This is a genomic window from Nocardioides sp., from assembly GCF_964229035.1.
Taxonomy (GTDB): domain Bacteria; phylum Actinomycetota; class Actinomycetes; order Propionibacteriales; family Nocardioidaceae; genus Nocardioides.
Genome location: NZ_CAXRAZ010000033.1, coordinates 39,232 through 52,914, shown reverse-complemented (window position 1 = coordinate 52,914; position 13,683 = coordinate 39,232). Strand labels below are relative to the sequence as shown.

Genomic DNA, 13,683 nt, shown 5'->3' with positions numbered 1-13,683 from the left:
TTCGAGGTCCGGGCTCCACGCGTGGCCCGCGGTCGACCTCGCGACAGTGCGCCGCAAGGGCCAGCAGGTCTTCGGACTCGGGATCGTCCGGGTCGGAACGCCTTCCCAGGCCGGCTGGCCCAGTGGCTGGCACCCGCGTCAGATGACGCTGTCCCTGCTCCGCCCGTCACCCATACCGCTGCGCGTCAGTCCCGGATTCTCACCGGGTTCCCTGACCCCCTTCGGAGGTCGACTGGCACCGGCACCGTAGCAGCGATCCGGCGAGGTGGGAACCGCGACCGCGATCGCCGGGTCGCCTGCGCGGCGCCCGCTAGCCTGCCGACCATGGCCACCCTCGAGGACGTCGTCGCGCTCGTGCACGACTGGTACCCGCCCGCCACCGCCGACTCGTGGGACGCCGTCGGTCTGGTGCTGGGCGACCCCTCCAGCACCGTCCGCCGCATCCTGCTGGCGGTCGATCCCGCGCCCGCCGTGGCGGCCGAGGCGCGCAGCTGGAAGGCCGACCTCGTGATCGTCCACCACCCGCTCTTCCTCAAGGGCGTCACCAGCGTCGCGGCCACGACGCCGAAGGGGCGCACGCTCCACACGCTCGCCGGTGCGGGCGCTGCGCTGCTTACCGCCCACACCAACGCCGACCAGGCGGTCGGCGGCGTCTCGGAGTCGCTGGCCCTCGCCCTGGGGCTGCGCGACCTCGCGCCGATCATCCCCGCGCTCGGCCCGGCGCGCGACGTGATCACGGTGTTCGTGCCGGTCGACGCGGCCGCACCCGTGCGCGCGGCGATGGCCGAGGCGGGCGCCGGCCGCATCGGCGACTACGAGGCGGCGTCCTTCACGAGCGCGCCGGGCGAGGGACGCTTCCGCCCGCTCGACGGCGCCCAGCCGCTGATCGGCGAGGTGGGGGAGCTGAGCGTGGTCGAGGAGGTGCGCATCGAGGCGGTGCTCCCGCGCTCGCGCCGTGCTGCGGTGGTGGCCGCGATGCTGGCCGCCCACCCCTACGAGGAGCCCGCGTTCGACGTCACCGAGATGGCCGACCCGGGCCTGGAGCCCACCGGGACCGGTCGCGTGGGCAGCCTGCCGCCCGGCCCTGACGGGCCGCTGACCGTGCGGGCCTTCGCCGAGCGCGTCGCCGAGGCGCTGCCCGGGACGGCCGGCGGGGTGCGGGTCGCCGGCGATCCCGACCGCGACGTGCGCCGCGTGGCCGTGTGCGGCGGTGCCGGCGACTTCCTGCTCGATCGGGTCGCCGGGCTCGACGTCGACGTCTACCTCACCAGCGACCTGCGCCACCACCCGGCGGCGGAGTTCGTCGAGAAGCAGGGGCCGGCGCTCGTGGACGTCGCCCACTGGGCGGCCGAGTGGACCTGGCTGCCCGTCCTGGCCGAGCGCCTGCGCGCGGCGCTGGGCAACGACGTCGAGACCCGGGTGAGCGAGATCGTCACCGATCCGTGGACAATGCGCCTGTGACGACGGCTGCGGTGATGAAGGTGGCAGTGACGATGGCGGCGTTCGGGGTCGGGCGATGAAGGCCGACCCCGCGGCGCAGGTGCGCCTGCTCGACCTGCAGGCGCTCGACGCGCAGGTCGACCAGCTGCGCCACCAGCGCGGCAACCCTCCGCAGGGCGCCGAGATCGCCGAGCTGGCGCGCCGCCGCAGCGACGTCGACGGCCGACTGCGCGACCAGCGCATCGTCGTCGATGACCTCACCGCCGCGCAGACGCGCGCGGAGGCCGACGTGACACAGGTGCGCACGCGCCGCGAGCGCGACCAGCAGCGCATGGATGCCGGCCTCATCACCAACCCGAAGGACCTCGAGCGCATGCAGGCCGAGCTCGTCTCGCTCGAGCGGCGCATCGGCGTCCTCGAGGACGAGGAGCTCGAGGTGATGGAGCAGCTCGAGGAGGCCACGTCGGCCCTCACCGAGCTGACCGCGGCGCTGGAGGAGATCGACGCCCGTCTCGGCGAGCTCACCACCGCACGCGACGAGCGTGCCGCCGAGCTCGACGCCGAGGCCGCCCAGGTCGCCGGCGGCCGCGACGCCATCGTCGCCGACATCCCCGCCGACCTCGTGGCCCTCTACGAGAAGCTGCGCGCCAGCAAGGGCGGCGTCGGCGCCGCGGCCCTGCGCGCGCGCCAGTGCGGCGGCTGCCAGCTCTCGCTCGACGCCGGCGAGATGGCCGAGATCCGCGCCGCCGCGGCCGACGAGGTGCTGCGCCACGAGGAGTGCCAGCGCATCCTCGTGCGCACCGCCGAGAGCGGCGTGTGAGCACCGCCCCCGGCGACGGTGCGCCCGACGCGCCCGAGTCGGCCGCGGAGGAGGCCACCACCCCCGGACCGTTCGACCAGCTCGCGCCGACGACGCTCGTGCTGGTGCGCCACGGCGTCACCCCCCACACCACCGGACGACGCTTCTCCGGCGGCCTCGGCGGCGACAACCCGGCGCTGTCGGAGGAGGGCCGCGCGCAGGTGGGCGAGACCGCCCGCTGGCTGGTCGACCTGCGCGACCAGGTCGACGCCGTGATCGCCTCGCCCGTGCGCCGCACGCGCGAGACCGCGGACATCATCGCCGCCGAGCTCGACCTGCCGGTCGAGGAGGAGGCCGGGTTCGCCGAGATGGAGTTCGGCGAGTGGGACGGCCTGACCTTCAGCGAGGTCGCCCGGCGCGACCAGGCCGGTCTCGACCGCTGGTTCTCCGACATGGCCGCGGCACCGCCCGGCGGGGAGTCCTTCGTGGCGGTGCAGGAGCGCGTGCTCGCCGCGCTCGAGCGGGTGCTGGAGACGCACGCGGGACGCACGGTCGTGGTGACCAGCCACGTGACGCCGATCAAGGTGCTCACCGCGCACGCGCTGGCCGCTCCGCTCGACTCGATCTTCCGCCTCGAGCTGGCGCCGGCCGCCGTCTCCACGATCGCGTTCCACCACGATCCGCGCTCGGGCGCGCGCACGCCGTCCCTGCGCTTCTTCAACGCGCTGCCCCCGGGGCGGCGCACCCTGCGCGACACCGGCCGCTGGTAGCCGGGCTGCCCCGGCTCCGGCTCAGAGGTCGGCGACCACCACGTCGAGCTGGGTGCCGGTGCGACCGGGCTCGCCGAGCTCGACCGTCCAGCCCAGGCGGGTGAGCGCCTCGGCGAGGGCGGCCGGGGTGCGGGGCGTGGCGCCGTCCTCGAGCAGGGCGCGCACGATGCGGCCCTTGGTGGCCTTGTTGAAGTGGCTCACCACCTTGCGCACGCCGCCCTGCTCGTGCAGCACGCGCACCGTCGCCACCCGTGGCGCGAGGTCGGCGTCCGGTCGCCAGAAGGCGGCGTACATGCCCGAGCGCAGGTCGACGAGCAGTCCACCGCCCAGCGCCGCCGCGCCCACCTCGGGCAGCGCCTCGCGCCAGACGCCGGCCACCGAGCCGAGCCCGGGAAGGGTGGCGTCGCCGCTGAGCCGGTACGACGGGATGCGATCGCCGACGCGCACGAGGCCGAACAGGCTCGAGGTGATCGCCAGGCGGCCGGCGGCCCGGCGCTTGGCCGCAGCGCTCAGCGTGCCGAGGTCGAGCGCGTCGTAGAGCACGCCGGTGTAGATGCGGTCGGCCCGTGCGGTGGGGGCATCGAGCAGGTCGGCGTTGCGACCCACGAGCTCGACCTGACCGGCCGAGAGACCGAGCACCTCGAGGGCGCGGTCCGGCTCGTCACGGCACAGCGACACCAGCGCGTCGAGCACACGAGCGCGGGTGGTCGTCAGCTCGGGCAGCGAGAGCGCGTCGAGGTCGAGGTTCTTGCCGCGCGTCGGCGTGGCCTTGCCCTCGCTCGGGGGCAGCAGGATCAGCACGGCCGCAAGGCTAGGGCCGGGCTGGTGAGCGGGGCCCGTGGGGCGCCTCCTCTAGGGTCGGGCCCATGCCGAGCAATGTCGCCGTGCGGGTCGCGCCCGGGTCGTCGCAGCTGCAGCACGGACTGGCGGCGAGCGAGGTCGAGCTCGACCTGCCGCGCGGATTCGCCGACGACGTCCACGCCGAGGCGCGGCGTGCGGCGGGCGACGTCCGGCTGCCCGACCTCGACCGCACGGACCTGCCGCTGATCACCATCGACCCCGAGGGGGCGATGGACCTCGACCAGGCGGTGCACATCGCGCGCGACGGCCGCGGATTCGTCGTCCACTACGCGATCGCCGACGTCGCGGCCTTCGTGGCGCCCGGCGGGCCCATCGACCTCGAGGCGCACCGGCGGGGCGAGACGCTCTACGGCGCCGGCTCGAAGGTCCCGCTGCACCCGCCCGAGCTCAGCGAGGACGCCGCGTCGCTGCTGCCCGAGCAGGTGCGCCCCGCACTGCTGTGGACCCTGCGCCTCGATGCTGCGGGTGCGCTCACCGACGCCCGGGTCGAGCGGGCGCGGGTGCGCTCGACGGCGCGGTGGTCCTACACCGGTGCCCAGGCGGCGCTCGGCGACGGCTCGGCGCCGGAGGTCATCACGCTGCTGCGCGAGGTCGGGCTCCTGCGCGAGCAGCAGGAGCGGGAGCGAGGCGGGGTGTCGCTGCCGCTACCCGAGCAGGAGATCGAGGAGGGACCCGAGGGCCTGCGCCTCGTGTTCCGCGAGCAACTGCCCGTGGAGGGCTGGAACGCCCAGGTCTCGCTGCTCACCGGCATGGCCGCCGCCGCGATGATGGTGCGCGGGCGCATCGGCCTGCTGCGCACCCTGCCGCTGCCCGACCCCCGCGACGTCGAGCGTCTGCGCCGCGTGGCGCGCGGCCTGCGCATCGACTGGCCGACGGGTCTCGACTACCCGGAGTTCGTGCGCCGCCTCGACCCGACCCGCCCCGAGCACCAGGCGATGACGGTGGCGTGCACGCGGCTGCTGCGCGGCAGCGCCTACGTGGCCTTCGACGGCGAGCTGCCCGAGCACACCCGCCACGAGGCGATCGCGGCGGAGTACGCCCACGTCACCGCGCCCCTGCGTCGCCTCGGCGACCGCTACACCGGCGAGGTCTGCGTGAGCCTGTGTGCCGGCGAGCCGGTGCCCGACTGGGTGCGCAGCGCCCTGCCGGGGCTGCCCGACGAGCTGCGCGACTCCGCGCGGCGGGCGAGCGCCTACGAGCGTGCCGTGCTCGACCTGCTCGAGGCGGCGAGCCTGGCCGGACGGGTCGGGCAGGAGTTCGACGGCGTCATCACGAGCGTGCGCGAGTCCGGCCGCGAGGGCGGGGCGGGTGCCTCGGGATCGGCGTCGAGCGGTGTCGTCGTGGTCGCCGACCTCGGCGTCGAGGCGCCGGTGCGCTCGGCGGACGACGCGCCCCTGCCGCTCGGGGAGGAGGCGCGGGTGCGGTTGGCCGGCGCCGACGTCGCGTCCCGCTCCGTGGTGTTCGAGTGGACCCGACCGCGGTGAGGGTGCTCGTCACCGGCGGCGTGCGCTCGGGCAAGTCGCGCCACGCCGAGCTGCTGCTGGTCGACCGACCCCGCGTCACCTACGTCGCCGCGGGCCCCGTGTACGACGACGCCGACTGGGCGACTCGCATCACCGCCCACCGCGAGCGTCGACCTGCCACGTGGACGACGCTCGAGACCCGCGATGTCGCCGGCGTCGTGGCCTCGGCCGATGCGCCGGTGCTGGTGGACTGCCTCGGCACCTGGCTCACCGGCCTCATCGACGAAGCCCACGCGTGGGAGGCGCCGTCGGCCGAGCTGGCAGAGCTGGCAGCGGCCCGCACCGCGCCGCTGGTCGACGCGCTGGCCGGCGTGCGGGTGCCGGTGGTGCTGGTGACCAACGAGGTCGGCCTCGGCGTCGTCCCCGAGCACCGGTCGGCGCGGGTCTTCCGCGACCTCCTGGGCCGCATCAACCAGGACGTCGGTGCCGCCTGCGACGAGGTGCACCTGGTGGTCGCGGGGCGGGTGCTGCGCCTCGGTGACCCGATCGGACCTGCCCGCTAGGGCGGGCGCCGTACTCAGGCGCCGGCGAGGCCGATCAGCAGCACGGCGAACGCGATCTCGATACCCGCCCCCATGACGTCGCCGGTGACGCCGCCGAAGCGGGTGACGGCCCGTCGCACGAGCGCGATCACCGCGAGCGCAGCGACGAGCACGGTGATGGGGCCGCGGACGGGGTCGACTACGGTGGCGAGGGCGGCGAGCCCGATCCACCCGAGCACGGCGACAGCCAGGGGGACGCGGCGGGTGAAGGTGGCGCCGAGTCCGTCGGTGCGCGCCGGCGGCACGGCGGAGGCGCCGATGATCCACAGGGCGCCCCGGGAGGCGCACACGAGCGCCCCCGCCGTGACCGCGGCGCCCAGGTCGCCGTCCGGACCGACGAACCAGGTGAGGGCCGAGGCCTGGGCGCCCAGCACCAGCACGAGCGCGGCGACCCCCGCCGGCCCCGCGGTGCCCGACTTCATCACCTGCAGCGAGCGCTCGCGGTCGTAGGAGGCGGTGAGCCCGTCGGCGACGTCCGAGAGGCCGTCGAGGTGCAGCGCCCGGCTGCCGGCCGCGAGGGCGGCGAGAGCGGCGAAGGCGACGGCCGGCGCCGGGAGGTCGAGGCGGCCGCCGAGCCACAGGACGGCGCCCAGCGTCACGCCCAGCGGCAGCACGGCGAGGGGCGCGAGGAGCAGCGCCCCGGTGGCGAGGGCGGGGGAGACGGTGAGGACGGGCGGCACGCGCAGGGCGGTGAGCATGCCGATCGAGAGGCGCAGGCTGCGCCCGAGGGTGGCGACCTGCACCGCGGCTCAGCCCTCGGGAGCCGGGTCGGGCGGCAGCAGGTCGGCGAGCAGGGCGACATCGCGCAGTAGCGCGACCGCCGAGCGCAGCACCGGCACGGCCGCGACCGCGCCCGAGCCCTCGCCGAGGCGCAGGCCGAGGTCGAGCGCGGGCTCGAGGCCGAGCTTCTCGAGGGCCAGGCTCTGCGCGGGCTCGGTGGAGCGGTGGCCGGCGGCGAACCACGCGGCGGCGCCCGGCGCGATGAGGTCGGCGTAGAGCGCGCAGGCCACCGACATCAGGCCGTCGAGCAGCACCGGCACGCCCACGGTGGCGGCCTCGGCGAGGTAGCCGACGGTGGCGGCGAGGTCGGCGCTGCTGAGGGCGGCCAGCACCTCCCGCGGGTCGTCGGCCCGCCCCGGCGTGGCGTGCAGCCGGTCGAGCGCCTGCTGGACGACGCCCCGCTTGACCTCCCACGCGGCGTCGTCGACGCCGGTGCCACGGCCGGTCACCTCGTCAGCGGGCAGGCCGAGCGCGGAGGCGATGAGGGCGGCAGCCGGCGTGGTGTTGCCGATGCCCATGTCGCCCGAGAGCAGCAGCTGGGCGCCGGCGGCGATCTCCTCGCGCGCCACCGCGCGGCCGGCAGCGAGCGCCTGCTCGAGCTCGGCGGCGCTGAGGGCGTCCTCGAGGTGGATGGCACCGCTGCTGCGCCGCACCTTGTGGGCGGTGACCTCGGCGGGCACGCCGTCGAGGTCGTCGTCCACGCCGAGGTCGAGCACGCGCACGTGGACGCCGTGAGCGGCGGCCAGTGCGGAGACCCCGGCCTTGCCGAGGACGAAGGTACGCACCATCGCAGCGGTGATCGCGGGCGGGTAGGCCGAGACGCCGTGGGCGGCGACGCCGTGGTCGCCGGCGAAGATCACCAGGCGCACCTCGTCGAGCGGGGCCGGCGGGCACTGTTCTTGGGCGGCGGCGAGCCACACCCCCAGGTCGCCGAGACGGCCGAGGGCTCCGGCCGGGGTGGCCAGGCCGGCGAGACGCTCGTCGGCGGCGGCGCGGGCGTCGGGGGAGGGAGGGGAGATCAGGCCGGACACGGGAGCAACCTATCGTCGCCCCCGTGGGTCACACGGTGCTGCTCATCCCCGTGCCGGCGTTCGAGCCGTTCGTGCGGGCACGCTGGGAGCACTACGACCCCGCGTGGACGTCGCGCGATCCGCACTTCGTGCACGCCCACATCACCGTGCTCGCGCCGTTCGTCGCCGAGCCGACGGTGACCGACCTCGACGCGGTGGCCGGCCTGGCCGCCGGCGCGCGGCCCACCGAGGTGCGCTTCGAGCAGGTGGCCGCCTTCCCCGACGGGATCCTGCACGTCGTCCCGGAGCCGGCGGCCCCGTTCGCTGCCCTCACGGCCGCAGCGGAGGCCGCCTTCCCGCAGTGCCCGCCCTACGAGGGCCGCTTCGACGAGCTCGTGCCGCACCTGACGCTCGACCACGAGATGACGGGCCAGGGCGTCGACTCGGTGGCCGCTGCCCTCGCTGCCTCGCCGACCGGCCCGCTGCCGTTGACGGCGCGCGTGGAGCACCTCGACCTGCAGTGGTACGCCGAGGGGGAGTGCCGGCTGCTGGCGCGCTGGGCGCTGGGCTCCGGTCAGCGACTGCGCTGAGCGCGGGGTCGCGTGAGGAGATCACGCCCGCTCGAGATCGAGGACGACGCCGAACCAGCTCTCGACGAGGAAGTCGGCGAGGCCGTCGTCGGGACCGCCGAGGAACTCGACGCGTCGCGTGCCGCCGGGCGTGACGAGACGGCCGAGACCGTTCGGGGTCGCCCAGGCGTAGGTGCCGTCGCCGAGCTGCTCGGCCCGGAAGCCGAGGTGGGTCTTGGCCCGGTGGTCGCGGCGCGCGAGGGGAGCGTCGTTGTGGTCGCCGGTCTGGTCGGGCGGCCCGCCCGACCCGGGTGGGCGATACGGAGTCGGGTGGTCGTGGTCGACGCGGCTGATGCCCAGGCGGCCCGAGTGCGGGACCACGTCGCGCGCGGTGCGCAGCTCGGTGCGGCGCCGCACGTCGACCGGGTGCTCGTAGGCGCTGACCGCGCGATGCTCGGCGAGGTCGATGACCGGCTGCACCGTGATGCTGCGGCCCACGAACAGCGCCTGCACCTGCTCGAGGAGCAGCGGGCCCAGCTGCTCGGCCCGACACACGCCGTCGCGCTGCCCGGCGAGGACGCGGGAGTCGACGTGGACGACGAGGTGGGCCGGGCGCCGCCGAGGCTTCACCGGGGGCTCCTCCGGCTCGGCATCAGGGCCGCCGAGCAACCGCAGCACGGCGGCCGGGTCGGCCAGGAGGGCGGCGGCCTGAGCGCGCAGCTGGTCGCGGGTCGGTGCGTCGACCGCTCCGGAGTCAGCGGCGTCGTCGGGGGAGTCGACGAGGGCGGCGGCCGCGTTGGCCTCGGCCTCGAGTGCGTCGGTGACCTGCTCGATGGTGTCGAGCAGCGCCTCGGTGTCGGCGCCGCTCAGGCGCAGGGTCGTGGCGCGGGCCTCGGGCTCGGCGCTCTCGGGGATCTCTCCCACCCGATCCCCGGTGCGCGGGCGCTTGCTGAAGACGCCGACGCGCGCGGCGTCCTCGGCGATGAGGCGGCGGTGCGCCTCCGGGTCGGCCTCGATGACCGCGGCCTCCGCGATCGCGAGGATGCGCGAGGGCGACTCGTGCACCGCGCGCGCCACCTTGCGATCGACCACGTGGATGCGGTCGACCGGCAGCCGTCGCGACATCGACGCCACGCGGCGGGCCACCCACAGGTCGAGGATCAGGGCACCGACGGCCTCGTGGAGCAGGGGGAGTCGGTGGCGCAGGTCGAGGTAGTCGGCGGCGCGGTTCTGCGTGGCGATGGTGCCGGCGTGGGCGGCGATGGCGAACTCGGCCAGGCACAGCTCGGCGACCTGCGGGCACCCTTCGCCGCCCAGGGAGATCAACCGGTCGCCCCCGCGGGAGATCGGCACGGCGCCGGGCTGCGTCTGCGGATCGACGGAGTGCAGGTCGCACCAGGCGAGCAGGCGGTGCAGGGCGGCGACGTCGTGCTCGCGGCGCTGCTCGATCGAGGCCTCCTCGGCGAGGAGGATGCTGCGGGCGTCAGCGTCGAGAAGAGGGGCAGTATCCGACTCGCCGACCGCCGGCGACGGTGGTGGTTCGGGAGGGGGCTCAGCCGTGGCGGGTTCGTCGTCCGAGATCATGCCCCGATGCTATTCGAACATGCGTTCGAACCAAAGCAAGGTGCCTGGCCCTGTGGACGAAACCCCGGTCAGCCCTCCGCGTCGAGCTTCCAGCCGCCGTCCTCGAACTTCATCGTGTAGGTAACGGGTGTGCCGCCCTGCTCGTGCACCACGGTCGCGGTGGTGCCGTCGTTCGAAATCACGTCGTAGGCGCCCTCGGCGTTGTTCTGCTTGAACTTCTTCGCCATCTCGCCGCTGAAGCGCACGGTGTCCTCGCAGGTGGAGCCGGCCGGGATCACGCCGGTGCTCACGACCTGGGCGATGCTCGTCTTCGTGTACTTCGCTGTCTGCAGCGGGCAGGCGGTCGCGGCGTCGCCGTCGGTGTAGGCCTGCAGCAGGGTCTTCAGGGTGGCGGCCGGGTCGCCGCTGGCGCTGGAGTCGTCGGACGACGCGGCGGGCGAGGCCGGTGCGGAGGAGCCGGCGTCAGCCGACGACGAGGACGACGAGCCGCTCGGGCCGGCTGCGTCACCGGCGGGTTCGGTGTCGTCGCCGCAGGCGGTCAGGGCCGCCAGCAGTGCGACGGTGGCGATGGTGCGGGGCAGGAGGCGAGAGCCGTGGGAGCGCGGATTCACCAACGCAGCATCGCAGGAACGGCCCGGTGCGGAAGGAAAACCAAAGTTTCTGATGACGGCCGCTCAGGGTCGTCGGCGGACCACCACGAACCCCAGCGCCACGCCGAGGCCCGCGAGCAGAGGGCCCAGGATGCTCAGGGACGTCGACTCCTCGGTGCCGTCGAGCACGCCCCACGACTGCACCGTGAGCACGGCGCCGATGAGGAACAGCAGGATCGCCGGTGGCAGGCCGACGGCGAGCACCTTCCAGCGCGGGGTGCGGCCGTAGCGGGACTCGTCCATGCCTCCATTGTGGCGCGGGCACGGCGTCGAGCAGGGGACGGGCTGGCCTGTAAGCCGGGTTCTGTCCCTGTCACCAGGGGGCGACCATCCATCTAGGGCTGCCGTTGCCGACAGCCTCCAGCGACCTACCCGCACACTCGGGCGAGCCGCCCTTGCCGGCCGAGGCCGATCGTGTGCTGTCTGGTCTTGCTCCGGGTGGGGTTTGCCGAGCTGCGACGGTCGCCCGCCGCACTGGTGGGCTCTTGCCCCACCGTTTCACCCTTACCGCGCCCCGGAGGGCGAGGCGGTCTGTTCTCTGTGGCACTTTCCCGCGGGTCACCCCGGGTGGGCGTTACCCACCACCCTGCTCTGTGGAGCCCGGACTTTCCTCGGGACCCGTCGCCTCGCGGCGGAGGTCACGCGGTCGCCCGGCCAGCCCGTCCGGGGCTCACTGTAGGGGAACAGGGCGGGGGCCGCGGTCGTTGTGGGGCCATGACGAACACGCCGCAGTCGAACGAGCAGCCCGAGGTCACCGAGGTCCCGACCCTGCAGGCGCCGGCGATCGTCTTCCCCGGCGCGGTCGGTCGCCACGAGACGGCCTACCGCACGGCCCACGACCTGCTGGCGCGGCGAGCGCCCCGCGAGGCCCTCGAGGTGCTCGCGCCCGCCCTCGAGGTCGAGCCCGACAACCGCGGGCTGCGCTCGCTCCAGGCGTGGGCGCTGTTCCTGCGCGCGCAGCTGCAGCCCGCCGAGACGGCGCTGCGCGCCCTCGTGGACGACGACCCGGCCGACGTCTGGGCCCGCCACTCCCTCGGGCGGGTGCTCGAGCGCCAGTCGCGCTACGACGACGCCCTGCCGCACCTGCGGCTCGCCGCCGCGATGACGGGCGACCCCGACCACGAGTACGACGTGCTGCGGGTCGAGCGCCTCGCCGGTCTGCTGGACCGATAGGGGTGGTGCGGGCACCCGGTCGGTAGGGGTTCCTGGCCGTGCCCGACTGCGTTAGCCTCGGGCCACGGGACTCCGGGGTCGCGCAGCCGTCGATGGGCCGCTCCCGGACCGTCGAGGGCTCGACGCCCCGCTCAGGGGCACGAAGGGCCCCCATGCGCCTCTCTCCGATCCCGCTCGCCCGCGGCCTCCGCCGGTGGCGCGAAGCTCTCCTGGTCGCGGCGCTCACCGTCTCGACACTCGTCATCCTGCCGAGCGCCCCCGCGAGCGCCGACGCCCTGGTGGTCCGGGACGCTGACGACGACGCGGTGCGGCAGTCGAGCTCGACGTTCGCGACCGGCGACTTCGGGACGGATCTGAGGAGCGTGCGTTTCGAGCACCGCGCGGCGGCGGTCGAGGCGGTCGCCGTCCTGGACCCGGGCGTGCCGGTGCTCGGGGTGCTCGAGATCGATGTCGACGGCGACGGGAATCGCGACTTCTTCCTGGCCGGAGCGGCTCTCGCCGTCGATCCGGGGCCCGTGCCCGGCGCGCCGTTGAACACGGTGCCCTGCGCGGGCGCGAGCACCAGCGAGATCAGCGGCGCTGCGAGGTCGCTGCGTTTCACGGTGCCGCGACGCTGCCTCGACTTCCCTGCAACAGTGAGCATGCGTGTGGGCATCCTCTCCTCCAGGTCGGATCCGGAGACCGGAGCCAACACGGTGGTGACGGACGTGGCGCCCGACGCGCGTGCCGACGGCGCGCCTGTCTTCACGCGGGCGCTGCCGGTCGCCACGGTGAGGGCGACGACCGCCCCGCCGGAGCCCGTGATCTCGGTGCGTCCGTCGGCCACGAGCCAGCCCGTCGGGGGCCCTGCTGTCCGTCTCAGGGTGCGGGTGAGTCGCCGCGCCGGAGGAGCGATCGTCGTCCGCGAAGGTTCATCGGTCCTCGCGCGGACGACGATCCGGCCCGGCCGTGCGGCGGTCGTGCGCCTGCCGTCGCGGCTCGCGGTCGGCGTCCACCGGCTCGTGGTGGAGTTCGTGCCGCGAGCGCCGCGCCGGTTCTCCTCGGCCAGCGCGACCATCAGCATCCGGGTGACGCGATGAGAGCCCCGACAGCTGCGACGGTGCTCGTGTCGCTGGTGGGCTCGGTGCTCGCGATCACGGCCCACGCCGCCTCGCCCGCGGGTGCCGCCACGGTGGGTTTCGCCGACGCCGACCAGGACGTGCTGCGCTTCCGCGACGATGCCCTGGTCGAGGTGGAGGACCTCCGGCTCGACATCGCCACGGTCCGGGTCGCCCACAGCGTGGCCGCGCTGACCCTGACGACGTCCTTCGACCGGCTCGACCCGGACAGCTGGACCTCCCTCACCGGGCTCTTGGACATCGATCAGGACGGTCGCGAGGAGTACCGGCTCACGGCCTTCGCCGAGGGTCCCACGACCCTGCGACCCGTCGCGGACGACGGCGCCCTCGGGCCACCGCTGTCGTGCCCGAGTGCCCGCACCACCCGCCGTCTCGGTGAGGGCGGCGTCATCGTGACCTCGCTGCCGCGCACCTGCCTCGTGTTCCCCCGGCAGGTCGCACTCCACCTCGACGTCGTTCGCGACAGCGTCGACGGCGTCACGGGCAGCGTCGAGTCGGTCGTCGACAGCCTCCCCGGCTTCGTCGACGACCGCGTCCGAGCGTTCACCCGGCCGGTGGTCGTCGACTCTCGTTCCTCGGCCGTCGAGGTGACGGCCTCGGCGACCTCCCAGCGCTTCGGGCGCACGCCGGTGACCTTGACCATCTCCTCGGCCGTCGGCGCTGCGGGGAGCATCACCGTGCGCGACGGGAAGAAGCTCCTCTCGCGGGTGTCGGTCGCCTCCGGGGTGCGCGCCGTGTACGCCCTGCCTGCACGCCTGAAGGTCGGGCGGCACCGGATCTCGGTCACCTTCGCACCGACCGACACCGTGCGCTTCCGACCCTCGTCCACCCAGGTCACAGTGCAGGTGCGTCGCTGATCAGATG

Annotated in this window: 15 protein-coding genes, 1 other RNA gene and 1 riboswitch; of the genes, 9 read left to right on the top strand and 7 right to left on the bottom strand. The window is 74.9% G+C overall.

The annotated features are described in order from the left end of the window. Positions 1–44: 44 nt before the first annotated feature. Positions 45–252, bottom strand: a riboswitch (cobalamin riboswitch). 72 nt (positions 253–324) lie between these two features. The 3 genes from ACERUN_RS10355 to ACERUN_RS10345 are packed head-to-tail and all read left to right on the top strand — an operon-like array spanning position 325 to position 3,009. Further along, positions 325–1,461, top strand: a complete 1,137-nt coding sequence (locus ACERUN_RS10355; protein WP_370289843.1) for a Nif3-like dinuclear metal center hexameric protein — start codon at positions 325–327, stop codon at positions 1,459–1,461. A 55-nt stretch (positions 1,462–1,516) separates the two neighbouring features. Beyond that, complete coding sequence (locus ACERUN_RS10350) at positions 1,517–2,260, top strand: zinc ribbon domain-containing protein (RefSeq protein WP_370289842.1); 744 nt, start codon at positions 1,517–1,519, stop codon at positions 2,258–2,260. Next, positions 2,257–3,009: a histidine phosphatase family protein gene (locus tag ACERUN_RS10345; RefSeq protein ID WP_370289841.1), complete on the top strand. Its 753-nt coding sequence runs from the start codon at positions 2,257–2,259 to the stop codon at positions 3,007–3,009. The genes ACERUN_RS10350 and ACERUN_RS10345 overlap by 4 nt, the downstream gene beginning before the upstream one ends. A 21-nt stretch (positions 3,010–3,030) precedes the next feature. On the opposite strand, the gene yaaA is transcribed toward ACERUN_RS10345, so the two are convergent. Further along, positions 3,031–3,810 (bottom strand): peroxide stress protein YaaA, encoded by a 780-nt coding sequence (gene yaaA, locus ACERUN_RS10340; protein ID WP_370289840.1) that lies wholly within the window; start codon positions 3,808–3,810, stop codon positions 3,031–3,033. A 65-nt stretch (positions 3,811–3,875) separates the two neighbouring features. Here yaaA and ACERUN_RS10335 point away from each other — a divergent pair, with 65 nt between their 5' ends. After that, positions 3,876–5,354, top strand: a complete 1,479-nt coding sequence (locus tag ACERUN_RS10335) for an RNB domain-containing ribonuclease (RefSeq protein WP_370289839.1) — start codon at positions 3,876–3,878, stop codon at positions 5,352–5,354. Then, positions 5,351–5,896: a bifunctional adenosylcobinamide kinase/adenosylcobinamide-phosphate guanylyltransferase gene (cobU, locus tag ACERUN_RS10330; protein WP_370289838.1), complete on the top strand. Its 546-nt coding sequence runs from the start codon at positions 5,351–5,353 to the stop codon at positions 5,894–5,896. The genes ACERUN_RS10335 and cobU overlap by 4 nt, the downstream gene beginning before the upstream one ends. A 14-nt stretch (positions 5,897–5,910) precedes the next feature. Here the strand turns inward: cobU and ACERUN_RS10325 are convergent, their stop codons facing one another. Further along, positions 5,911–6,678, bottom strand: coding sequence for an adenosylcobinamide-GDP ribazoletransferase (locus tag ACERUN_RS10325; protein WP_370289837.1), 768 nt, complete (start codon positions 6,676–6,678; stop codon positions 5,911–5,913). Between the two features lie 6 nt (positions 6,679–6,684). Then, the gene (cobT, locus tag ACERUN_RS10320; protein ID WP_370289836.1) at positions 6,685–7,746 is read right to left on the bottom strand and encodes a nicotinate-nucleotide--dimethylbenzimidazole phosphoribosyltransferase; all 1,062 of its coding nucleotides are present in this window, start codon (positions 7,744–7,746) and stop codon (positions 6,685–6,687) included. Positions 7,747–7,769: 23 nt separating this feature from the next. Between cobT and ACERUN_RS10315 the strand changes: the two genes are divergently transcribed. Beyond that, positions 7,770–8,315, top strand: a complete 546-nt coding sequence (locus ACERUN_RS10315; RefSeq protein ID WP_370289835.1) for a 2'-5' RNA ligase family protein — start codon at positions 7,770–7,772, stop codon at positions 8,313–8,315. 21 nt (positions 8,316–8,336) lie between these two features. Here the strand turns inward: ACERUN_RS10315 and ACERUN_RS10310 are convergent, their stop codons facing one another. From ACERUN_RS10310 to rnpB, 4 genes are all read right to left on the bottom strand, one after another. Next, a complete protein-coding gene (locus ACERUN_RS10310) occupies positions 8,337–9,878 on the bottom strand; it encodes a hypothetical protein (protein WP_370289833.1) in 1,542 nt (513 codons plus the stop codon). A gap of 68 nt (positions 9,879–9,946) precedes the next feature. Further along, positions 9,947–10,489: a hypothetical protein gene (locus ACERUN_RS10305; RefSeq protein ID WP_370289832.1), complete on the bottom strand. Its 543-nt coding sequence runs from the start codon at positions 10,487–10,489 to the stop codon at positions 9,947–9,949. Positions 10,490–10,552: 63 nt separating this feature from the next. Then, positions 10,553–10,771: a hypothetical protein gene (locus tag ACERUN_RS10300; protein WP_370289831.1), complete on the bottom strand. Its 219-nt coding sequence runs from the start codon at positions 10,769–10,771 to the stop codon at positions 10,553–10,555. A 34-nt stretch (positions 10,772–10,805) separates the two neighbouring features. Beyond that, an RNA gene (gene rnpB, locus ACERUN_RS10295) (RNase P RNA component class A) lies at positions 10,806–11,190 on the bottom strand. Between the two features lie 52 nt (positions 11,191–11,242). Here rnpB and ACERUN_RS10290 point away from each other — a divergent pair. From ACERUN_RS10290 to ACERUN_RS10280, 3 genes are all read left to right on the top strand, one after another. Continuing rightward, a complete protein-coding gene (locus ACERUN_RS10290) occupies positions 11,243–11,701 on the top strand; it encodes a tetratricopeptide repeat protein (protein ID WP_370289830.1) in 459 nt (152 codons plus the stop codon). A gap of 152 nt (positions 11,702–11,853) precedes the next feature. Next, entirely contained in the window at positions 11,854–12,780 is a 927-nt protein-coding gene (locus ACERUN_RS10285) for a hypothetical protein (RefSeq protein ID WP_370289829.1), read from the top strand. Continuing rightward, positions 12,777–13,676, top strand: a complete 900-nt coding sequence (locus tag ACERUN_RS10280; RefSeq protein ID WP_370289828.1) for a hypothetical protein — start codon at positions 12,777–12,779, stop codon at positions 13,674–13,676. Before ACERUN_RS10285 ends, ACERUN_RS10280 begins: the two co-directional genes overlap by 4 nt. Positions 13,677–13,683: the final 7 nt, after the last annotated feature.